The sequence below is a fragment of the Hymenobacter tenuis genome, assembly GCF_054780495.1.
Genome location: NZ_BAAGWF010000001.1, coordinates 2,137,296 through 2,159,036 on the forward strand (window position 1 = coordinate 2,137,296; position 21,741 = coordinate 2,159,036).

General features: G+C 56.8%; 16 protein-coding genes. 14 read left to right on the plus strand and 2 right to left on the minus strand.

Annotation, left to right across the window (positions count from 1 at the left end; genetic code table 11):
• Positions 1-112 precede the first annotated feature (112 nt).
• Positions 113-1,546, minus strand: coding sequence for a sensor histidine kinase (locus tag ACYVGU_RS09245; RefSeq protein ID WP_460621805.1), 1,434 nt, complete (start codon positions 1,544-1,546; stop codon positions 113-115).
• Between the two features lie 108 nt (positions 1,547-1,654).
• A complete protein-coding gene (locus ACYVGU_RS09250; protein ID WP_460614541.1) occupies positions 1,655-2,332 on the minus strand; it encodes a response regulator transcription factor in 678 nt (225 codons plus the stop codon).
• 273 nt (positions 2,333-2,605) lie between these two features.
• Here ACYVGU_RS09250 and ACYVGU_RS09255 point away from each other — a divergent pair, with 273 nt between their 5' ends.
• The 14 genes from ACYVGU_RS09255 to ACYVGU_RS09320 all read left to right on the plus strand — a co-directional run bounded on the left by ACYVGU_RS09255 (position 2,606) and on the right by ACYVGU_RS09320 (position 21,706).
• Positions 2,606-3,400: a polysaccharide biosynthesis/export family protein gene (locus ACYVGU_RS09255; protein WP_460621806.1), complete on the plus strand. Its 795-nt coding sequence runs from the start codon at positions 2,606-2,608 to the stop codon at positions 3,398-3,400.
• A gap of 62 nt (positions 3,401-3,462) precedes the next feature.
• Positions 3,463-5,856 (plus strand): polysaccharide biosynthesis tyrosine autokinase, encoded by a 2,394-nt coding sequence (locus ACYVGU_RS09260; protein WP_460621807.1) that lies wholly within the window; start codon positions 3,463-3,465, stop codon positions 5,854-5,856.
• Between the two features lie 130 nt (positions 5,857-5,986).
• Positions 5,987-7,624, plus strand: a complete 1,638-nt coding sequence (locus tag ACYVGU_RS09265; RefSeq protein ID WP_460621808.1) for a lipopolysaccharide biosynthesis protein — start codon at positions 5,987-5,989, stop codon at positions 7,622-7,624.
• A gap of 2 nt (positions 7,625-7,626) precedes the next feature.
• The gene (locus tag ACYVGU_RS09270) at positions 7,627-8,781 is read left to right on the plus strand and encodes a glycosyltransferase family 4 protein (protein WP_460621809.1); all 1,155 of its coding nucleotides are present in this window, start codon (positions 7,627-7,629) and stop codon (positions 8,779-8,781) included.
• Positions 8,778-10,133 carry an O-antigen ligase family protein gene (locus ACYVGU_RS09275; RefSeq protein WP_460621810.1) on the plus strand — a complete coding sequence of 452 codons (1,356 nt, stop codon included), beginning with the start codon at positions 8,778-8,780 and terminating at the stop codon, positions 10,131-10,133. Before ACYVGU_RS09270 ends, ACYVGU_RS09275 begins: the two co-directional genes overlap by 4 nt.
• Positions 10,117-11,139, plus strand: coding sequence for a nucleotide-diphospho-sugar transferase (locus tag ACYVGU_RS09280; protein WP_460621811.1), 1,023 nt, complete (start codon positions 10,117-10,119; stop codon positions 11,137-11,139). Before ACYVGU_RS09275 ends, ACYVGU_RS09280 begins: the two co-directional genes overlap by 17 nt.
• Positions 11,136-12,443 (plus strand): glycosyltransferase family 4 protein, encoded by a 1,308-nt coding sequence (locus ACYVGU_RS09285; RefSeq protein ID WP_460621812.1) that lies wholly within the window; start codon positions 11,136-11,138, stop codon positions 12,441-12,443. The genes ACYVGU_RS09280 and ACYVGU_RS09285 overlap by 4 nt, the downstream gene beginning before the upstream one ends.
• A gap of 67 nt (positions 12,444-12,510) precedes the next feature.
• Positions 12,511-13,350, plus strand: coding sequence for a glycosyltransferase family 2 protein (locus ACYVGU_RS09290; protein WP_460621813.1), 840 nt, complete (start codon positions 12,511-12,513; stop codon positions 13,348-13,350).
• 51 nt (positions 13,351-13,401) lie between these two features.
• Positions 13,402-14,598, plus strand: a complete 1,197-nt coding sequence (locus tag ACYVGU_RS09295) for a hypothetical protein (protein ID WP_460621814.1) — start codon at positions 13,402-13,404, stop codon at positions 14,596-14,598.
• 267 nt (positions 14,599-14,865) lie between these two features.
• The gene (locus tag ACYVGU_RS09300) at positions 14,866-15,078 is read left to right on the plus strand and encodes a hypothetical protein (protein WP_460614551.1); all 213 of its coding nucleotides are present in this window, start codon (positions 14,866-14,868) and stop codon (positions 15,076-15,078) included.
• A gap of 173 nt (positions 15,079-15,251) precedes the next feature.
• A complete protein-coding gene (locus ACYVGU_RS09305; protein ID WP_460621815.1) occupies positions 15,252-18,056 on the plus strand; it encodes an Ig-like domain-containing protein in 2,805 nt (934 codons plus the stop codon).
• 365 nt (positions 18,057-18,421) lie between these two features.
• Positions 18,422-19,534 (plus strand): GDP-mannose 4,6-dehydratase, encoded by a 1,113-nt coding sequence (gmd, locus tag ACYVGU_RS09310; RefSeq protein WP_460621816.1) that lies wholly within the window; start codon positions 18,422-18,424, stop codon positions 19,532-19,534.
• Positions 19,535-19,638: 104 nt separating this feature from the next.
• Positions 19,639-20,589 (plus strand): GDP-L-fucose synthase family protein, encoded by a 951-nt coding sequence (locus ACYVGU_RS09315; RefSeq protein WP_460614554.1) that lies wholly within the window; start codon positions 19,639-19,641, stop codon positions 20,587-20,589.
• A 70-nt stretch (positions 20,590-20,659) separates the two neighbouring features.
• Positions 20,660-21,706: a glycosyltransferase family 2 protein gene (locus ACYVGU_RS09320; protein WP_460621817.1), complete on the plus strand. Its 1,047-nt coding sequence runs from the start codon at positions 20,660-20,662 to the stop codon at positions 21,704-21,706.
• The last annotated feature ends 35 nt before the right edge of the window (positions 21,707-21,741 follow it).

A 21,741-nucleotide genomic window follows, 5' to 3' on the forward strand; every position in this document is an offset into this window, starting at 1 on the left:
CCTCTTGTTAAGACCTAATTAAAAGCGAGTTAAAACGATATTAAAAATCATATCTTATTGATTTACAGGTATTTATAAATTAATTAAACTGAACCGTATAAGCCTAGCTCGTTTACACAACGGCAGCCGGTAAATCGAGGGTTACGGCGGTGCCGGCCCCTAGTTGGCTTTCCACGCATATCTGGCCCTCATGCAGCTCCATAATCTTAGAAGTAAGTGGCAACCCAATGCCATGGCCGGGCACGTTGCGCACGGTATCGGCCCGAAAAAATGGCACAAACACCTGCTGCCGGTCTGACTCCGTCATGCCCACGCCTTGGTCGCGCACTACCAGCCGTACGCGGGTGCGCGTGGCCGTGAGGCTGGCCACAATGGGCTCCGTGCTACCCACCGAAAACTTACAGGCATTTTCCAGAATATTGAGAAACGCAGACAGGAGTAGCGCCTCGTTGCCCAACACCCCAAACGGCACGCGCCGCCGACTGTCAGCGGGCTCGCTAAACTCCAGATCAATGCGGCAGGTTGGGTGGCGGCGGTGCACTTCCTCGTGGGCCTGCAGGAGTAGCTCATCTACCCGAACCAAGGTGCGTGGCACCTGCGAGGGGTCGTCGGAGGCGCGGGCAATCTGGAGCAGGCCGTTGGTGAGGTCTTTCAGCAGCCGGGCCGCATCGAGGGTGCTTTGCAGAATGCGCCGGTACTCCTGGGTGCTTCGCTCTTGCTGCAGCAAGGCTACCTCCAGCTGCCCAATAATGGCGGCCAGCGGCGTGCGCAGCTCGTGGGAAGCATCGCGCACGAAGGTGCGCTGGCCCGCAAAAGCCGTTTCCAGGCGGTTGAGCAGGCTGTTGAAGCGCTGGGCCAGCAAGGAAACTTCATCCTGCCCATCGGCCTGCGAAAGGCGGCGGTGCAAATCAGAAGCCGTAATGCTGTCTACTTCCTGAATGATGCGCTGCATGGGTTTCAGGGCCTGACCGGCAAAGAAAAAGCCCCCAATCCCGACGATAACGAAGGAAGCCAGCAGTCCGGAAGACAGAATGGTGAGCAGGTCGCTCATTTTCTGGCGCGAATCAGCATCAACGGACGACGCAATTACTACAAAGTCGCCGCGGTGAATGTCGCGGTACAGCAGGCCCACCGTTTGGCGGTAATCGTTTTCCAGTACCACCTGGCGGCCACTCTTCCGGACGCCCTGCAGCAACTCCGTTGGGGCCTGTTTCTTTCCTTCGCGCCCTTCTTCAAACACCACCACATCCTGGCTGTTAAACACCCGCACTTCCTCCTCGGGCAGCGTCCGGTAGAACTGGCGCAGGTACTGGCGGTACGAGGTGCGGCTGGCTTCATCGCCGCGGTTGGTACCATCCAGATACACGTGGGCAACAATGCGGGCCCGCGCAAACAGGCTTTCTGTAAAGAAGTCGCGGCGCGAGTGGTAGGTGAAGAAGTAAATCACCACCGAAAACAAAATCAGCGTGACAGCCAGAATAACGGCGAACTGCAGCGTCAGGCGGGTACGAATGGTCATGCGGGCGGCGTCAGACGAAAGAAGCAATACATAGTAAAATGGGTGGGTTTCAGCCGAAACCCGACCTAGTGTTTTCACGCCGGGGCACTCGAGGCCGAGACGAAATTACTAGGTCGGGTTTCGGCTGAAACCGCCTTACTCCTCTTTCATGACGTAGCCCATACCCACCAGCGTATGAATCAGCTTGGGCGTGAAATCCTTGTCGAGCTTTTTGCGCAGGAAGTTGATGTACACATCAATAACATTAGAGCCCGTATCGAAGGACGTTTCCCAGACGTGCTCCAGAATATCTACGCGCGACACTACCCGGTTTTGGTTGCGCAGCAGGTACTCGAGCAGGGCGAACTCGCGGGCTGTGAGCTGCACCAGTTGGCCCGCACGTTGTACCACCTTCCGAACCGGGTCCAGGGTCAGGTCGGCCAGCTTCAGCACCGAGTTGGCTGTGGGGCTTTCGTGCCGGCGGCGGGCTAGCGCCCGAATGCGGGCCAACAGCTCCTTAAAGGCAAAGGGCTTCACCAGATAATCATCGGCGCCGGCATCAAGCCCCCGAATTTTGTCGTCGGTTTCGCCGAGGGCCGTGAGCATCAGGATGGGCACGCTGGTATCCTGGGCGCGCACCTGGCGGCATACTTCCAGCCCGCTCAGGCCCGGCAGCAGCGTATCCAGAATCAGCAAGTCATAGCCGCCGGCTTGGGCCAGGCGCAGGCCTAGCAGGCCATCAGCGGCCAGATCAACGGTATAGTGCTGCTCCGTTAGCCCCTGATGCAGGAAAGCGGCCACTTTCGGTTCGTCTTCAACCAGCAGAATTTTCATGGAATGACTTTAAGCGGATTTACACTGCCAAGGTAGGGGCTTGGCGGCGGACTCTGTAAGCACAACCGTGCAAAGCAATGGAGGGTTGCAAAAAGCTATTCCTGTTATCAATACAAATAATTATGGAAATAATTTAAATAGTTCTTGACATTGCAGTTTCAATCCAATACGTTTATGGAAATCTTCAATATTACTACCAATGTAGCCACATCACATTTCACTGCTCTTTTTCAGTAGTTGCCTTCTCCCAGCCACTTCTCTCCTTTCCGCTATATGCTGTCTGCTCTCTGCCGCCGTCTCGGCCGTACCTTTTTGTTGTTACCACTTGTTTTAACCCTTGTTACTGGCTGCGTATCGCAGAAAAACCTACCCTACCTCCAAGGCCGAAGCTACAATACGCGCACGCCTGTAGTCGTGGATAATGCGCGCAATGCGTACCGCATACAGCCCGGTGACGTGCTCAGCATTCGGGTGCAAAGCATTCAGCCGCAGCTTAATGACATTTTCAACACCATGGAAGGCCGCTCTATCTTTAATGGCGACCCAGGCAACCTGTTCCTGACTGGCTACTCTGTTGATGAGGCGGGCACCATCAACCTGCCCACTACCGGCCGGCTCAAGCTCCAGGGCCTAACCGTGGAAGAAGCCCAGGCTTCGGTGCAGCAGGCAGTAGGCCGGCTAGTGCGCGACGCTAACGTTTTAGTTAAACTTCTTTCCTTTAAAGTAACAATTTTAGGAGAGGTGCGTAATCCGGGACGTTACTTCGTGTATAATGCCCAGTGCACCATACTGGAAGGCCTAGGCCTGGCCGGCGACCTGACGGAATTTGGTAACCGCCAGAACGTGAAGCTTATCCGCCAAACGTCCAAGGGTTCTGAAACCATCCTGGTGAATCTCACAGACCCGGCCCTGCTATCCTCGCCCTATTTCTACCTCCTGCCCAACGATGCCCTGTATGTGGAGCCAATGAAGGCCCGCACTGACCGGGGTAATGCGAATAATCTAGGCCTAGTGTTCTCTGGCATCTCGGCCCTGGCTCTCATCTTAAGTTATCTGAAGGCTTTCTAGTCTTCCGGCTTCGCCTGCCTTACTGCGCCTCTTCCTTACATCCTCTCTAAACACGTATCGGAATGGAATCACGTCCGCACACACCCACCGATGAAATTGACCTACACGAGCTGTTTTTTCGGTTGCGCAACCGGTGGCCGCTGTTTCTGGTATCGTTGCTTATTGCCGGCATAGGTGCATTCCTGTATCTGCGGGTGAAGCAGCCCGTGTACGCGTTCCGGTCTACCATGCTCCTCGGCGACCAGGGCACGGGTTCCAAGCAAGCGCAGGAGCTGCTCAAAATTCTGGAAGTAAAGGAGCAAGGCACCAAGATGGAAGACGAAGTTGCCTTGCTGACCTCGGACGACATGGTGCAGCGAGCCCTGGCGCGTCTGCCCTTCACTGTATCCTATTACTCGGCCCCCGATACGTGGCTGAACACATTTAAAGAACTGCAGGTCCGGGAAATGCCCCTGGGCTCGACGCCCTTCCGCCTTACCCCTGTTGCCTCGGCTCCGCAACTGACCGGTGTGCAAATTTATGTACAGCCGCTGCCCAACGGGCGCTATCAGGTGCAGGCCGATGCCGAAAAGGGCTCGCTCTATAGCCTAGCCGATGGCACGTTTATTCGGGAAGTGCTGAATCCGCACATCAACGAAACGGTGCAGGCCGGCGACACACTGCGCACGCCCCTGCTCACGGCCGTTATTCACCCTGAACCCAACTTTCCGGCCGAGCCCGGCCAAGGCAAGTTTTATGTAACGCTGCAGGACCCCGCCAGCCTGCGCGGTGAGTACCAGCAGCACCTGCAGGTGCGCCCCATCGACCAGGAGTCGCGGGTGGTGGAGCTAACGTCAAAAGGGCCGGTTCCTGAAAAGGAAATCCAGTTCCTAGATACCCTCATGCGGGTTTACGTGGAGGCTGACCTGCGCGAAAAGAACATAACGGGCCAGAAAACGGTAGCTTTTCTGGACAAGGAAATCGGGCACCTCTCTGATTCCCTGCGCAAGTCAACGGCAGCCCTGAGCTCGTTCCGCGCCTCACGGGGGGTAGTAGATGTGGAAGCTCAGTCGGCGCGCGGCATTCAGCAGCAAGGCGAGCTCCAGATGCTGCGGGCCAAAGTGGCAACCAACCGCAAGTACTACCAGAACATGCTGAACTACGTCAAGGCCAACCGGGGCGCTTCGCAGGTAGTGTCGCCGAGCAGCGTGGGCATTGAAGACCCGGTAGTGAATAACCTGATTATTCAACTGGCCGACCTGAACAGCCAGCGGGCCGTGTTGGGCCTGAACGCCAGCACCGATAACCCCATGGTAACTCTGCTCGATGAGCGCATTAAGGCCGCCAAGGAATCGTTGATGCAGACGCTGACCAACATGAGCCGGGCCGCTGATATTGCCCTGCGCGACTTGGATTCGCAACTGAGCCAGGTACGCGGCAACATGAGCCAGATGCCGGAAAACGAGCGTCAGTTGGCTACGCTGAAAAGCAAAACCGATTTCAACGACAAGAACTACCAGTTTCTGATTGAGAAGCGGGCCGAAGCCGCCATTGCGCTGGCTACCAACGCCACCGACAAGAAAGTAGTTGACGTAGCCTCTATGGTAGGCGACTCGGCCACGGCTCCGAAGCCCGGCGTAGTGGCCCTCATTGCCCTGATTGCGGGGTTGGCTATTCCGGTGGGGGTCTCGGTGTTCCTGGACAAAGCGAACCGCCGCATCCAGAGCAAGGAAGATCTTTCGCGCATCACCACTATTCCTATGCTGGGTGTGGTGGCCCACGGCACGAAGCTGGACAAAGAGAACATGCTCCGCGACCCCAAAGGTCCTATTGCCGAGTCGTTCCGCTCTATACGGGTGAACCTGCAGTACCTGTCGGCGGGCCTCGATAAGAAAGTGATTGGGGTAACTTCCTCTATTCCGGGGGAAGGCAAGAGCTTCTGCGCCGTGAATTTGGCAGCGGAAATGGCCCAGAGTGGCCGCAAAGTGCTCCTGATTGAGTGCGACCTGCGCCGCCCTACTATGGCCTCGTATTTCCAGCTGGAAGCGGCCTGCGCTGAGCATGGCCTGAGCAGCTACCTCATGGATTTGAGCTCGGTGGAAGAATGCATTCACCAGACTGGGGTACGCAACCTGGACGCTATGTGCTGCGGCCCGATTCCGCCCAACCCCACGGAGCTGCTGGAAAGCAAGCGCATGGACGAGCTCATTAGCAGCTTGCGCGACCAATATGACTATATCATCGTCGATACGCCGCCTACCGGCTATGTAGCCGAATTCTTTATGCTGGTTCGCCACCTCGATGCCAACATTTATGTAGTGCGCCAGAACTATACCGATAAAGGCCTGATCAGTCACATTAATGAGCTGCACCGCGACCAAAAGGTGAAGCAGCTCTACATGATTATCAACGACGTGCACTTCACTAAAACCTACGAATACCGCTACAAGGAAAAAGCCTATACCTACGGTTACTAGCGCCGCCCAGGCGCTACCCTTCCCTACTTAGTAAAGTCCCCGGTTGGCTGCCGGAACCGCTGGCAGCCAACCCGAAGGTTCCCGTCCCTGCTCTCTCGCCTGCTCTCACTCCTTTCTTTCCGGACGCCTTATGGCATCTTCTCCTTCGAATTTGACCACCGCCGCTGTCAATGGCGTTAAATGGACCACTACTGCTACTATAACTACCTCTCTACTACAGATCGGCTACACGGCCACCATGGCGCGGCTGCTGAGTCCGGCGGCATTTGGCCTGGTAGCCTTGGCAGGTGTTATCCTTCGGTTTGGGGGCTACTTCGCCCAGATGGGCATGGAGCAGGCCATCATTCAGAAGCCTGAAATCACCCGCGCCGATATTCGGGCGGCCTTTACCTCTTCCGTGGCCCTAGGCATTCTGTTTGCCGGTATCTTGGCGTTGGGTGCCCCGCTGGCCGCCAGCATTGTGCGGCAGCCGGAGGTAGTGCCCGTGGTCCGCACCTTGGCCATTGGGCTGCTGCTCACAGGGTTTAATGCTACGGCGTTGAGCCTGCTGCGCCGCCGGATGCAGTTTCGGGCTCTGGCCATTATGGAGATAGTGTCGTTTGTGGTCAGTTACGGCGTGTTTGGCATCGGGCTGGCGTTTCAGGGGTTTGGAGTATGGAGCCTGGTAGCGGCAACCCTAGGCCATGGCGTGTTGCTTACCATTCTGAGCTACGGCGCTGTCCGGCATGATGTCCGTTTACTGTTTGATTGGGAAACCTATCGGCCGCTGGTGGCCTATGGCAGCCGGATGTCGGCCATCAGCTTTCTGGAGTTTGTAACCGGCTCCCTGGATACGCTCCTGATTGGCCGGTTGCTCGGGGCAGCAGCCCTAGGGATTTACAGCCGCGGCTGGATGCTGATTGGCTTGCCCGTGTACATGCTTACTACCAGTGTTTCGCGGGTAGTGTTCCCGTCTTTCAGCCAGGTTCAGTCTGACTTGCCGCGCCTGAAATCCGTGTATCTGAGCAGCATTACCCTCATTGCGGCCTTAGTAATTCCTATTTGTGCCGGGGCAGCAGTAGCAGCGCCCGAGATTGTGCAGGTAATGCTAGGCCCCAGTTGGGTGGCAGCCGTTCCCATCCTGCAGATTGTATGCGCTGCGTTTAGCCTGAGCATGGTTACGATGTTTGCCGGCGTGGTGTGCGATGCCACGGCTACGCTCACGCCCAAGCTCTGGCTTAACCTAGGCTACACCGTGCTGCTAACCGGCCTCTTTTTTGGGTTAAGCCGCTACGGCCTGCTAGGCGTGGCCTGGGCCGTGGTTATCGGGGAGGTTATCCGGACGGTGCTGTACCTGCTGCTGATGCGCCAGGTACTGGCCGTAACTGTGGCCGATGTACTGGGCTCTTATGTGCCGGGGATTTTGGCCGGAACCGTGGTGGCCGCTGGTATTGCCGGCCTGCGCTTCTTGGTGCCCACTGAGGCCGTGCCTTCGTTTGTGCTGTTGATGGCGGAAATAACGGCCGGCGCGGTGCTGGTACTGGCCCTGGCCATTGGAGCACCGCCGGCTCGCCTGCGCAGCGTATTGCGCCGCCTGCTGGGGCGCTTGCACGAAGGCAGCTTTGCCACTGGGCGCCTGCATGAGCTACTGAGCATGTTCTCGGCGCGCCTAGCCCGCCTAGATGGCGAAATACCTGCCGGTGCGGCAGCGGTTGCTGAGGTAAACCGAGCTAGTAAGCTGCAGCCACGGGCGTCGTTGCTGCCTGATCCTGAAACTGAACTGGTATAGCTATGCGTGTTCTCTACGACCATCAGGCGTTTACGCTGCAGGATTTCGGAGGCGTATCGCGCTACCACCACGAGCTGCTTTCCCACGCCAACTGGCAAACGGAGCTGGCCGTGGCGCTCAGCAACAATCTGTACCTGCGCGACCGGCAGCATTCCAGCCACAGCACCTTTCTGCCCAACATTCCGCTGCCGGGCCGGTGGCGCGTTATGCGGTATTTCAACCGCCGGGCTTCCGTACAGGCGCTGCAACGGGGCAAGTTTGATGTGTTTCATCCGACCCTCACAGATAGCGACTATTTCCTGGACCTGCTCGAAGACAAGCCCCTGGTTATTACCATTCATGATATGATTCAGGCGCTGTTTCCGCAGTACTACCCCACCCGCGACCAGTCCATTCTGGAGCGGATTGCCAAGCGCGCCAACCACATTATCACTATATCGGAGCACACCCGTGCCGATGTGCTGCGCCTGCTACCGGTAGCACCCGAGAAGGTGTCGGTCATTTATCATGGCTATGCTGATCGGGAATACAGCACTGCCGGGCCGGAACTGGCCGTACCGGAGCGCTACATTCTGTTTACCGGCAGCCGGGCGCTGTACAAAAACTTTAGCTTCCTGGTAGAGGCCATGGCCCTGCTCTCACCCGGCCTTACCCAGAATTTGCACCTAGTGTGCGCCGGTGGCGGCGCCTTCACCCCCCCTGAAAAGGAACTACTTCAGAAACATGGCCTGAGTACCCGCGCCCATCAGTTTGGCCCCGTGTCTGATGCGCAGCTAAACAAGTTGTACCGCGATGCACAGGTATTTGTATTTCCCTCTGAGTACGAAGGCTTCGGACTTCCTATTCTGGAAGCCTACGGCCAGCAGTGCCCGGTGGTGCTGAGCCATGCCTCGTGCTTCCCAGAAATTGCCCACGAAGCGGCTTTGTATTTCGAACTAAACCAGCCCGCCGAACTGGCGCAGCAGCTGGAGCGCGTCCTTTCTGACGCCGCTCTTCGCCAAGATTTGGTGCGCTTAGGCCAGTTGCGCCTGCTTGATTTCACGTGGCAGCATACTGCCCGGCGTACCCGGGAGGTGTATGAAGCCGTCTGCCAGCCGGTACCAGCCCATGAGGTATCGGCGGCCGTGGCACCCTCTGTTTCTGCCCTTGAGCTATGAAAATCAACTTCCGCTTCCTGCATATTATCCCCATCCTGCTGATGCTGGTAACGGACCCGGCCTTCACCGAATTTGTGGTAGAAGACCCTGATTCGCCGCTCATCATCCAGTTTGTTCTGGGGGTTACGGCGTTTTCCATGCTACTTACCGCACTCTTCTATCGGCGCCTGAGCAAAGTAATGCGCCGCTGGCTTTTGGTGGTGGTGGCAGCCATTGGCGCGTTGGTTTTGGAGTCGTACAACGAGTGGGGCACGTACCTGGTGTATCCACACGTGTTCAACAAACTGCTGGTGCTGCTGCTCATTTTTGCCGCCTATGCGTATTACCGCCGCTACCCTTTGCCGGTCAGCTCCCTGATGGTGCTGTTGCTACTAGGCCTGCTGATCAACATAGCCGTCTATCATCCGGATGCCCTCAGCCTATCGGCATTTCTGGACAATGAGCGCGGGTTTAACGTAACCTCGGCGTATCTGCTGTTACTGCCAGCGCTATATTATTTCAACCAGTACCTGAATAAAGGCGGGTTGCTGCGGCTGGCGCTGTTTTTCACCATCCTGGCGTTTATTGTGTTTCTGCAGCACCGCACTGTGTGGCTTACCGCCGCCTTTGCCCTGGCTGTAAACATACTGCTGCTGGTGCTGGGCAGGGTAGAAGGCGTTCGGCTCAGTACGCATCGTATTCTGCCCATTTTCCTGATGCCCCTGATTGTAGGGTTACTAGGGGGTGCCGCCGTGGTAATCGATAACCCGCAGGTGCTGCGCAAACTGGAGAAAAGCGTCAGCGACATTGAAAACGCCGATAAGCAGGGCACCGGCAGCTGGCGCCTGAAACAGTTCCAGTCATACCAGTCGTACGTGGAGGAGTACCCGGTGCTGGGCATGCGCCTCGAGGGATTTGAGCTGCCCGTACAGTTTTACGGTGATGATAATGCCCCCATCTGGCCCGACCGCACCGGCCACCACTTCCATAGCTTTTACCTCGACCGCCTCTTTTACTTTGGGATAGTAGGCCTGTTGCTGGTGCTGGCGGTGCCCATTGTGCAGCTCTGGAAACGAATCCGTCAACCCACGCTCATGAGCCCGGTTACCGTGGCCTTCATTTGCTTTACCATTAGCTCCCTGCTCTATGGCGTTTCTTACGACTGGCCAACCTACCTCTACGGCCTGGTGGGCCTGACGCTGGCCGTGGCTTATCCGCTGGTAGTGCCAAGCGCTGCTCCTGCCCTGCACTGGAACACTACCCCTCCTGACGCTCCTAACCCTCTATCCTATCCTACGGCACCGGGTTTACCGGGCCGGGTAGGGCAACCCGCACCTGAAGCCCCCAACGCCGCGTATGCTACAGTCTCCTGAATCCTCTGTCAGCCAGGCACCGCTACAAACGGCCGTGCTCATGCTCATCTTCAACCGCCCCGATACCACCCGGCAGGTATTTGAGGCCGTACGCAAGGCCCGGCCGGCGCGGCTCTACATTGCCGCCGACGGCCCGCGCACAACCCACCCAGATGACCCGGCCCAGTGCGCGGCGGCCCGATCTATTGTAGCTGGCATTGACTGGCCCTGCGAGGTGTTCACGCTGTTCCGGACCACCAACCTAAACTGCGGCGTGGGGCCAGCCACAGCCCTCGACTGGTTTTTCAGCCACGAGGAAGAGGGTATTATTCTGGAAGATGACTGCGTACCGGCCGCATCGTTTTTTCCTTTCTGCCAGGAGCTGCTAGCCCGCTATCGGCACGATACCCGCGTGATGCACATTGGAGGCAATAACTTCGGCCGCGAGGCCCAGCAGCCGCTCAGCGCCGACTCGCTCTCCTACTATTTCTCGCACCAGATTAACTCTTGGGGCTGGGCTACCTGGCGCCGGGCCTGGCAGCTGTTCGATTTCAACCTGAGCGGGTATCAGCAGTTGCTGGAGGAAGGCAAGCTCCACAAGGTGTTTAGCTCCTGGGCTGAAACCAAGTACCGCCTCAGCAAATTCGAGAGCATCCTGAGCCTACCCCAGCCCTGTGATGTGTGGGACTACCAGTGGCACTACACCATTGTGGCCCACTCGGGCCTGGCCGTGGTACCGGCGGTGCATCTGGTTGAAAACATTGGGTTTGGCAACCACGGCACCCACACCATGGATGCCCAGGACAGCTACTTTGGCATTCCTACCACCGAAATAAAGTTTCCGCTCCGTCATCCGGAATTTGTGCTGGCTGACCAGCGCCGGGACACCCGGCGCTTTCAGGAATTCCTGCTCGGGCGCATTACCACTAAGGTACGCCGCCTCGTTACCGGCTTCCGCCCGGCCTCGTCGGGGCCGGTGCCGGCACCAGCTCCTGCTGCTCCCGTGCCCAACACTCAACTCGCATGAACATCCTGATATCGGCGTACGCATGCAACCCGGTGAATGGCGGCGAAGCCGGCGGCGGCTTTCACTGGACCTGGCAAACTGCTCTGCACGGCCACCACGTGTGGTGCCTCACTACCCCCGAGGGCAAGACGGATGTAGAAAATTTCGTGGCCAAGCACGGCCATGAGCTTTCGGCGGCGCAGCTGCAGTTTATATATGTAGCGGTGCCGGCGTGGGTGCAGTTCCTGTACAGGTGGCAGTTTGGGGTGTACCTGCACTACCTGGTGTGGCAATACCTAGCTTGGCGCCAGGCCCGCACCCTCAGCCAGCAAGTATCGTTTGATTACGTTCACCATGCCACCTACGGGAGCCTGCAAATGGGCTCTTGGATGTGGCGCCTGGGCAAACCGCTCATCTTTGGCCCAGTAGGCGGCGCCCAAAAGGCGCCCGTAGCATTTCGCTCCTTTATTCCGGACTGGTTTAAGACGGAAACCATGCGCAACGCCATCAGTTGGCTGCTGATGACCTTTGACCCTAACGTGCGCCAAACGCTACGCCATGCTACCCTTGTGCTGGCCGGCAACTCTGAAACGGCGGCTTTGGCCAAAAAGCTTGGCGCCCAGCGAATCGAGATGTTCGTTGACTCTGGCCTGCCGGAATCGTTTTTTCCGGCTGCTTTTCCGCAGCGGGAGCCGGGGCCTGTGCTGCGTTTGCTATGGCTCGGTCGGCTTTTTCCGCGCAAAGGGCTCGTACTAGCTCTGGAGGCGCTTTCTCGGGTTGATACTCGCATCCCGTTTCACCTTACTATTATTGGCGACGGTCCGTTAGGGCCCCAGGTAAATGGCTGGATTGAGCGCTACGGCCTGGTTGACAACGTGACGTGGCGTGGCACGGTACCCTGGACGGAAGTAAAGGAGGCTTTCCTGGCTCATGATGCCTTCCTGTTCGGTAGCCTGCGCGACTCCTTTGCCTCCCAGTTCCTCGAAGCCATGGCTACCGGCCTGCCCATCATCACTCTCGACCACCAGGGCGCGCATGATTTCATTCCGGCTGCCGCCGGCATTAAAGTACCCGTTACTACCCCCGACGCAGCTGCCAACGCCATGGCCCGGGCCGTCGAGTATCTCTACAACCACCCCGAAGAGCGCCTAAGTATGGGCCGGGCCGGCTACGAGTTTGCCCGCACCCAAACCTGGTCGGCCCGCAGTGAGCGGCTGCTGCAACGTGTTTCCTCCCTGCTTCACTCCGCCGTTACTAGGCCCGAGCGCCTCCACAACCTGCACGCTCATAGGCGGGCCGCCAAACCTTCGTCTACAGTAGCGTAGGCGAGCGGTTTCGGCTGTTTTGCCACCTAGGGCGCTTCCTCGAATTCTGCCAAGTAAGAAAACCATCATGCTCTACATCGTTATTCCCGTCTTCAATCGAAAAGAGTTTACCCGCGCCTGTCTGGAGTCGTTGCGGCAGCAAACCGCCATCGACTTTAAGATAGTAGTAGTAGACGATGGCTCGACGGATGGCACCGGCCAGATGCTGCGCGACGAATTTCCGGAGGTGCTGATTGAAGAAGGTGACGGCAATCTGTTCTGGACGGCCGGAGTAAACCTGGGCATCCGGCGCGCCATGGCGGAAGGCGCTACCCGCGTCATGACGCTTAACAACGACGTGATTACCGCCCCCGATTTTGTGGCCCAGATGCTAGCCTCGGCAGAACGCCACCCTACTGCGGTGCTGGGCGCGCTGGAGCTGGATGTGAACACAGGCAAACCCGTATACGGCGGCGAAACCCTGGACTGGCGCACCAATACCCGCCGCGACCTGCTGGAAACACTACCCCCCGACCAGCGCCAAGGCCTGCACCCGGTTACCTACCTGCCGGGCCGCGGCTTGCTTATTCCGCGCGTGGTGCTGGATACCATTGGTTTGTTTGATGAAAAACGCCTACCCCACTACCTCGCCGATTTCGACTACACCAGCGTAGCTCGCCGGCATGGTTTCCCGGTATACTGCAACTACGATGCGCGCCTGAGCACCTACCCCGAGGAAAGTGGGCAGGAAATCACCCGCCGGCAGCGTAGCCTGCGTGGCTATTACCTGCACCTGTTCGGGATACGGGGCGGCGGTAACCTGCGCAATTTCACCCACTTCAGCCTCAAAAACTGTCCGCGCCCGTACCTGCCGTATTTTTTGCTGAATGGCTATGCCCGCCGGCTAGTAGGGTATTTCCTGCACTAGGCTCTCTGGCCGCCGCAACCGCCGCCCATACTTCTCTATTTCGTATCCGCTATGCCTATTTCTATCCTGCAGCTTATCGGTATCCTGGGTCTGCTTCTCACTAGTACCATGTGTACTACCCTACTAGGGAGCCAGGATGCCGTGCTGGTAATTAAGAAAGGAGGCACGTATTCCGGCGTCTACGAAAGCAATGACCCTCACAAGGCCTGCATCCGGATTGCGACCACGGAGCCCGTTGTGCTCGATGGCTGCGAGCTGCGTGGCCCTGGCCGCCTGATAGATGCTAGGGCCGGCTCTGCTTCCCTGACGGTACGAAACTGCCGGGGGTTTGGCACCCAACCCAACCTAGACAACCGTGCCCGAGGCCGATTCCTGGAAATGAATGATGGCATAAGCCTGCTGGCCGAAAACAACTACCTAGAACACACAGCCGGAATACTGGTGTACCGCTGGAGCGGCAACGGCACCCCTGACCAAACCATAACTGTGCGCTACAACGAGGCCAAGAATATTGATGGGCGCTACCGCAATGGCGGTGGCACCCACGTCAGCTTTTTGCAGCTCAATGAGGTGCACGGCATCGAGCATATTGATATTGGCTGGAATAAGGTAGTGAATGAGCCAAACAACAGCCTGGTAGAAGACAATATCAACATCCATAACTCATCGGGCACGCCTCGCAGCGCCCTCCGCGTGCACCACAACTACATTCAGGGTGCCTACCCGATGCCCGCCACCGCGGAGAAGTTCACTGGCTCCGGTATTACTGCCGACGGCGACGCCTCTTCTCCGCATACTACCACGGCGTATATGGAGGCCTTTCAGAACTACGTGGTAAGCACCTGCAACGCGGCCATGAATATTGCAGCAGGCCACCACAACGTATTTCACCACAACCGCATGATAACCAGCGGCCTGCTAGCTGATGGCACTCGCCTACGGGCCACATATGCTGGCACCTCCATCTTCAACGGCTACAAAAAACCCACTACTGTCTTCTTCGGAAATCGGATTTCTGATAACACCATTGGGTTTGTGAGCTGGGGCCGCCAGGAGCCCGGCCCTGACCGCCACGACCTGAGCAATGGCAATTGTGCTGATTGCAGTAACACAACGCACTTGCCGGGCCCCATTACGCTGCAGCAGGAGCAACAGGAGCTGGCTGCCTGGCAGGCCCGGGTAAAGGAGCATGGCGTTTTTGTAGGGCCCGTGGCGCAATCAATTCCGCTTCGTTCTACTGCGTATTAACGGCTTTTTTTAGAAGTAACCGCCTGACTAGCAAGCGACGATAATTTTAAAATGCCCGAATTTTATACAAACGGCTTGTCAGCTACTGACAAGCCGTTTTTTTGTGGCCAGTGATATTAAATTATGATAATAGTACAATTACGTAATTTGCAAGCATTCGTTGCATCTTCAATCATTTTTATACATTTGTAATGAACAACGGGTATCAATCTAGCACTTTTCAAAGTTTAGCATTGAGCAGGTTATTCTAAAATCCCCTTGATAGTCTTGTTTGACGACTTTCAGATTGGATCGAAGAAAGAACCGAACGTTCAGCGGACCGGCAAGGTCTCTGGTGGCTTAGAATGGAATGTGAAGATGGATAAACTGGTTAGCCACACGTTTTTAATGCTTAATGCCTACTATAAGGCAGGTAGTACCAAAAGCTTCGAGGTGTTGTTTGAGCTGCGCCAGGCGCCACGTGCACCGCTCAAACAGTAACGGTACTACTGCCGGCAATAAAAACCAAACGCTTACCAGCCAATAGCACTAATTTCATTCAAGCTCCAGGAGCGAATTGACTTACGGGATGTTCACAATTGACTTCCCGAAACAGTTTTTTCTTTTTAATGGCTCACAGAATGCAAAAAGCCCTCGGACCAAATTTTTTCCTGATGACTCCACGCAACCGCTCTGGCGCCCGCTTTCTGCCGCTTCCGGCAGTAGTGATGTTCCTGCTCAACCTAATTCCATCTTTCAGCCAGGCTCAGGGGCAATTCCCCACCGACATTACGTATTCCGCCCCTATTACTATTACCCAGGGCGGTACGTACACTGGCAACTTCCGCAGCAACGATTCGAACACGCCTTGTATTCGCATCCAAACCACACAGCCCGTTATCATTAAGAACTGCGTTCTGGTAGGCGCTGGCGACCTGATTGACGCAAAAAATGGTGGTAGCAACCTTGTTATCACCGGCAACAAAGGCTACGGCATTCAGCAAAGCGTAGACAACCGCCGCCACGGCCGCTTCCTGGAGGTTAACTCCGGACGCTCGGTACGGGTTGAAAACAACTACTTTGAGCACACCTCGGGCATTGCTGCCTACCAGTGGAGCGGCGATGGCTCGGCTACTGGCACCCTGACCGTGCGCTACAACCAGGTAAAGAACATCGACGGCCGCTTCCGCAATGGCGGTGGCGAGTACGTACAGTTCTGCGGTCTGAACCAAGTACGCAACGTGGGCAACATTGACATTAGCTGGAACCAGGTAATCAATGAGCCAAACAAGAGCTTGGTAGAAGACAACATCAACTTCTATAACTCAAGCGGCACCCAGCAGAGCCCGGCCCGCGTTCATAACAACTTTGTAAAGGGCGCCTACCCCTACCCTGCCAACGGAACCAAGTTCACGGGTACGGGTATCACCACCGACGGTGACGGCTCTTCGGCCTCTACCACGGTAGCGTTCCTGAATGCCTTCGAGAACCAGTTCGTTTCGACCTGCAACGCGGCTATGAACATTGCAGCCGGCCACGACATCAAGTTCTATAACAACCGCATGGTAACCAGCGGCCTGCTGCCCGATGGCACTCGCCTGAACGCAACCTACGCGGCTACTTCCATCTTCAATGCCTACCAGCAACCCTCTAGCGTATACTATGGCAACTCGGTAAGCAACAACACCATCGGTTTTGTGAAGTGGGGCTACAACATCCCCTTCCCTGACCGCCACGACCTGAGCACTGGTAACTGCAGCAACTGCACCGGCACCAACCACTTGCCAAACCCCATTACCCTGGCAACGGAGGACAACGAATTTGTGCTGTGGCAGCAGAAGCTGAAGCAGAGCGGCATCACTATTGGTGCTAGCGGCACCAACACAACTACTACCCCTACCACGACGACCAACCAGGCCCCCACGGTAAGCTTAGTAGCAGCTAAATCCTCGGTAACGGTGAACACCGCTCTGGCCCTGACGGCCACGGCAGCCGATGCTAACGGCTCAATAGCGAAAGTGGAGTTTTTCAACGGCTCGACCAAGCTGGGCGAACAGTTCGCGGCACCTTACGAGCTAAGCTGGACGCCTACAGCCACTGGCTCAGTATCGCTCACGGCCCGTGCCACCGATAACGCAGGTGCTACGACTACCTCGGCAGCAGTAGCCGTAACGGTGACCTCGGTTACTTCAACCACGCCTACTACTACTAGCCCGACTTCGTTCCCTGGTCCGGCTAACGCCACCTTCTTCCGGGGCATCAACATCAACGGCACAGCCCTAACGCTAGATGGCAAGGCTTGGGAAGCTTCGGCTGGCGCCGCCAACCTGCAGGTGACGGGCACGAACTTCAGCAACACCGCTGTTGCCCTGAACCCCACTACGGACGCTACCCGCGCTAGCATGCTCAACAGTGCAGTAGGCGGCAGCACGGTTGGTGCTACACTATCCAACGTAGCTAACGGCACTTACAGCGTTTACACCTACATCTGGGAAGATAACGCGCCCGAGACGACCAACATCTTGGTAGAAGGCCAGACCGTCCGCTCGGGCTACAACACGGGCCAAGCGGGCCACTGGGAGCGTCTGGGTCCATTCCAGGTAAACGTGACGGATGGCAACATCGTCATCTCTACCTCTGGCGGCCACCCTAACCTCTCGGGTGTGGAAGTCTGGAAACACACCACCACTACTACTACCAACCAGGCCCCGACGGTAAGCCTGGCTGCAGCTAGCTCCTCGGTAACGGTGAAGACGGCCCTAGCCCTGACGGCGACGGCGGCTGACGCTAACGGCTCGGTAACGAAAGTGGAGTTCTTCAATGGCTCAACTAAGCTAGGCGAAGACCTAACGGCACCTTACCAGCTAAGCTGGACGCCTACGGCCACTGGCTCGGTATCGCTCACGGCCCGTGCCACGGATAACGCAGGTGCCACGACTACTTCGGCAGCAGTAGCCGTAACGGTAAACCCGGCAGCTACTACCTCAACTTCGTTCCCTGGTCCGGCTAATGCTACCTTCTTCCGGGGCATCAACATCAACGGCACGGCCTTGACACTGGATGGCAACGCTTGGGAAGCTTCGGCTGGCGCCCCAAACCTACAGGTAACTGGCATGGCCTTCAGCAACGCCGCTGTTGCCCTGAACCCCACTACGGACGCTACCCGCGCTAGCATGCTCAGCCGTGCAGTGGGTGGTACTACAGTAGGTGCGACGCTTTCGAACGTAGCTAACGGCACCTACAGCGTCTATACCTACATCTGGGAAGACAACGCGCCCGAGACGACCAACATCTTAGTAGAAGGCCAGACTGTGCGCTCGGGCTACAACACGGGCCAAGCGGGCCACTGGGAGCGTCTGGGTCCGTTCCAGGTAAACGTGACGGATGGCAACATCGTCATCTCTACCTCCGGCGGCCACCCCAACCTCTCGGGTGTGGAAGTATGGAAGCACAATACCATAACGACTGCCAGCAACTAAGCAGTGGCTAGCAGCCTGACTACCGCTAACGACTCAACCACGCTCGGCTAATCACCACCCTTGATCCGAAGCGCTACTAAACAGATCTAGGTCTGGTTCAGTCGCAAAATAACTTCTGCTTAACGGGCTCACTAGCCTTCCTTTACCTTAAAAGCCCAGCTCATTCTATGAGCTGGGCTTTTTTCGTTTTAAGCCGCCCTAGTACGCAACGCATTAGCAGAAGTTCGGTTTTCATGATTAAATAAAAAGAATAATTATTTTCACAAATAGTGTTGTATTCATGGAATAAAATACAATAATTTGTCGCTAAAGTTCTACATAAACCTTCGGCACCTTCTGTGTTGTAACACTCTTACTTCTTCCTCATGAAGCGCGCACTCATTACAGGCATCACGGGCCAGGATGGCTCCTATTTGGCAGAATTATTACTTAGCAAAGGCTACGAAGTTCACGGAATAAAGCGCCGCTCGTCGATGTTCAACACCGAGCGTATTGACCACCTCTACCAAGATCCGCACGAGCGCAACGTGCGCTTCAAACTCCACTTCGGCGACCTAACCGACTCTACTAACCTCATCCGGATTGTGCAGGAGGTGCAGCCCGATGAGATATACAACCTTGGGGCTATGTCCCACGTGAAGGTGTCCTTTGATACGCCGGAGTACACCGCCGACGTAGATGGCATTGGCACGTTGCGGCTGCTGGAGGCAGTGCGCATTCTGGGCCTGACGCATAAGACACGCATTTATCAGGCCAGCACCTCCGAGTTGTACGGCCTGGTACAGGAAGTACCCCAGCGCGAAACCACGCCGTTTTATCCTCGCTCGCCTTATGCCGTGGCCAAGCTCTACGGTTTCTGGATAACGGTAAACTACCGCGAAGCCTACGGCATGTATGCCTGCAACGGCATCCTGTTTAACCACGAAAGCCCGCAACGGGGCGAAACCTTCGTGACACGCAAAATCACCCGGGCGGCCGCGCGCATTGCCCTGGGGTTGCAAGACAAACTCTACCTAGGAAACCTGGACGCCAAGCGCGACTGGGGCCATGCCAAGGACTACGTGGAAGCCATGTGGCGCATGTTGCAGCAAGACACGCCCCGCGACTACGTAGTAGCTACCGGCGTAACCACCACGGTTAGGGAATTTGTGCGCCTGGCGTTTGCGGAGCTGGGCATTGAGGTAGGCTTTAGCGGTGATGGCGCCGCCGAAACCGCCTTTGTAGTATCCTGCCACAACCCCGATTATCAGTTGGCCATTGGCCAGGAGGTAGTAGCCGTTGACCCCGCTTACTTCCGCCCCACGGAGGTAGAGCTGCTCATCGGGGACCCAACGCGGGCCAAGACCGAACTGGGCTGGGAACCCCGCTACGACCTGCCGGCCTTGGTGCAGGACATGGTGCAGGCCGATTTGCGCCTGTTCCGCCGCGACGCCGTGCTTCTGGAAGCCGGCCACCAGATTATGTATCACGACGAATAAACTAGCACTATCTAGCAATTGGCCCTGAACGGATTAACCTCTCTCCTTTCGCCTGCAACACCAAAATTCCCGTTTCTCCACTTGCTCTCTGACCAAGCCCTCTCATGGAACTGAATGCTAAAATATATGTGGCCGGCCATCGGGGGATGGTAGGCTCCGCCCTCATGCGCCGCCTGCAACAGGCGGGGTACCAGAATATCGTTACGCGTACCTCCCAGGAACTCGACCTGCGCGACCAGGCCGCTGTTGAAGACTTCTTCTCCTTTGAACGCCCTGATTATGTGCTGCTGGCGGCGGCCAAAGTAGGCGGTATTGTGGCCAACAACACCTACCGCGCCGACTTCCTCTACGATAACCTAATGATTCAGAGCAATGTACTGCGGGAAAGCCAGCGCTTTGCCGTCCGGAAGCTGCTGTTTTTGGGGTCGTCGTGCATCTACCCCCGCCTGGCGCCTCAACCCATCAAGGAGGAATACCTGCTGACGGGCCCGCTGGAAGCCACGAACGAGCCCTACGCCATTGCCAAAATTGCCGGCCTGAAGCTGTGCGAAGCCTACCGGGCGCAGTATGGCTGCAACTTCATCACCGCCATGCCCACCAACCTGTATGGCCCCGGCGACAACTATGATGTAACCAACTCGCATGTGCTGCCGGCCCTGCTGCGCAAGTTTTCAGAAGGAGTAGCCCTGGGCCTACCGCGGGTGTCGGTGTGGGGTACGGGCACTCCACGCCGGGAGTTTCTGCACGTAGATGACCTAGCCGACGCTTGCCTGCACCTGATGCTGCACTACAACGAAGCCGAGCCGGTGAACATTGGCACGGGCCGCGACATCAGTATTCAGGAGCTGGCCGACCTGGTTTCAGAGCTAACCGGCTATGCCGGCGAGATATTATTTGATTTTTCTAAGCCCGACGGTACGCCTCGGAAACTGCTTGATGTAAGCAAGCTCCAGAAGCTGGGCTGGCACCATTCCATTGGCTTACGGCAGGGCATTACGGCAGTGCTGCAGTCCGCGGACTGGCAGCGGGCCACTCCTCAGCCACAATTAGTGTAACTTATTGATAGTATATGCCCATGACAGCATAACTCCCTAGCATTTGTTCACCCTTCCCCTCCTCTCATCCATGTCCGTCGAAACACTCCGCCCACAACATGGTGAGAAGCGAATGGCCGAGCGTCCTGAGCTTCCCAATCTGGTACTTAGCATTTGTGTTCCTACCTATCACCGGCCTGAGCTGCTAGGCCGCGCGCTATCCTCAATCGGGGCGCTGCCAGCTGATGTAGAGATTATCGTATCCGACAACTCAACTGATAACGACCTGTGCGAGCAGAAAACCAAGCAGGTACTGGATAAGCAGCCCGCCAGCCAATGGCGCTACTTCCGGAACGAGCCCGGCGGCAACATTGGCACCAACTGGACGCATTGTCTGGAGCGGGCCCGGGGGCATTATATCCTGATGCTGCATGATGATGACTACTTACTGCCTAACGGGCTGGAAACCATTGTGCGGGCCTTGCGCCAAACGCGTGAGTTGTATCATGCTGTGCTGTTTAATGTGCAGGTGGTAGATGGTGAAGAGCAGCTGATTAAAGAGCAAGCCTCTAAGCGGGAAGAATATCTGGCGCCCAAGCAGGCCGTTGAGCAGGTGCTTTCCAATTCTTCCTTGGTCAGAATGCCCGCCATTGCCGTGAGCCGGGAAGCTTACTTGTCCGTTGGTGGCATTGATGTAGAGCAGAAGGATACTGATGATACGGACATCTGGATGCGGGTATTTGCGCGCTACGGCCTGTACCGGGTACCCGAGTTTACGGCTGCCTACACGGTGCACGCTGGAGCCCTGACCATGGGCATGTTCAACGAAACGAACATTAACCTGGTGCTGCGCATTTTCCGGAAAGCGGAATGCCACCAGCTTCTCACCGACTCGGAAATGCGGATGGCGCAGGCTCGCTTTTTCCACCAGTTTATCCTGGCGGGCGCGTACCGGGCTTTGCGCCGCCGCGACATCAAGGATGCCCACCGCATTCTTCAGCTGTTCCACTTGCCGGTTCTGCAGAAGCTGCCCATTCCTGCCCGCTGGCTTTCCGTACGCCTGGCCCTGAGCGGCCTGGTACGCCTGACGCTTCCTTTCTCCTCGCCTTTGCTACCAAAGCTTCGGTCATCGTTTTAAATCGGGCTGCGTCAGACAGCTACTAAAGCAGGAAG

Coding starts and splice junctions, on each gene's coding strand:
- ACYVGU_RS09270 (WP_460621809.1), top strand. CDS start 7,627: ATGCGTGTTCTCTACGACCATCAGGCGTTTACGCTGCAGGATTTCGGA.
- ACYVGU_RS09255 (WP_460621806.1), top strand. CDS start 2,606: ATGCTGTCTGCTCTCTGCCGCCGTCTCGGCCGTACCTTTTTGTTGTTA.
- gmd (WP_460621816.1), top strand. CDS start 18,422: ATGAAGCGCGCACTCATTACAGGCATCACGGGCCAGGATGGCTCCTAT.
- ACYVGU_RS09260 (WP_460621807.1), top strand. CDS start 3,463: ATGGAATCACGTCCGCACACACCCACCGATGAAATTGACCTACACGAG.
- ACYVGU_RS09290 (WP_460621813.1), top strand. CDS start 12,511: ATGCTCTACATCGTTATTCCCGTCTTCAATCGAAAAGAGTTTACCCGC.
- ACYVGU_RS09285 (WP_460621812.1), top strand. CDS start 11,136: ATGAACATCCTGATATCGGCGTACGCATGCAACCCGGTGAATGGCGGC.
- ACYVGU_RS09250 (WP_460614541.1), bottom strand. CDS start 2,332: ATGAAAATTCTGCTGGTTGAAGACGAACCGAAAGTGGCCGCTTTCCTG.
- ACYVGU_RS09275 (WP_460621810.1), top strand. CDS start 8,778: ATGAAAATCAACTTCCGCTTCCTGCATATTATCCCCATCCTGCTGATG.
- ACYVGU_RS09320 (WP_460621817.1), top strand. CDS start 20,660: ATGTCCGTCGAAACACTCCGCCCACAACATGGTGAGAAGCGAATGGCC.
- ACYVGU_RS09295 (WP_460621814.1), top strand. CDS start 13,402: ATGCCTATTTCTATCCTGCAGCTTATCGGTATCCTGGGTCTGCTTCTC.
- ACYVGU_RS09280 (WP_460621811.1), top strand. CDS start 10,117: ATGCTACAGTCTCCTGAATCCTCTGTCAGCCAGGCACCGCTACAAACG.
- ACYVGU_RS09265 (WP_460621808.1), top strand. CDS start 5,987: ATGGCATCTTCTCCTTCGAATTTGACCACCGCCGCTGTCAATGGCGTT.
- ACYVGU_RS09315 (WP_460614554.1), top strand. CDS start 19,639: ATGGAACTGAATGCTAAAATATATGTGGCCGGCCATCGGGGGATGGTA.
- ACYVGU_RS09305 (WP_460621815.1), top strand. CDS start 15,252: ATGACTCCACGCAACCGCTCTGGCGCCCGCTTTCTGCCGCTTCCGGCA.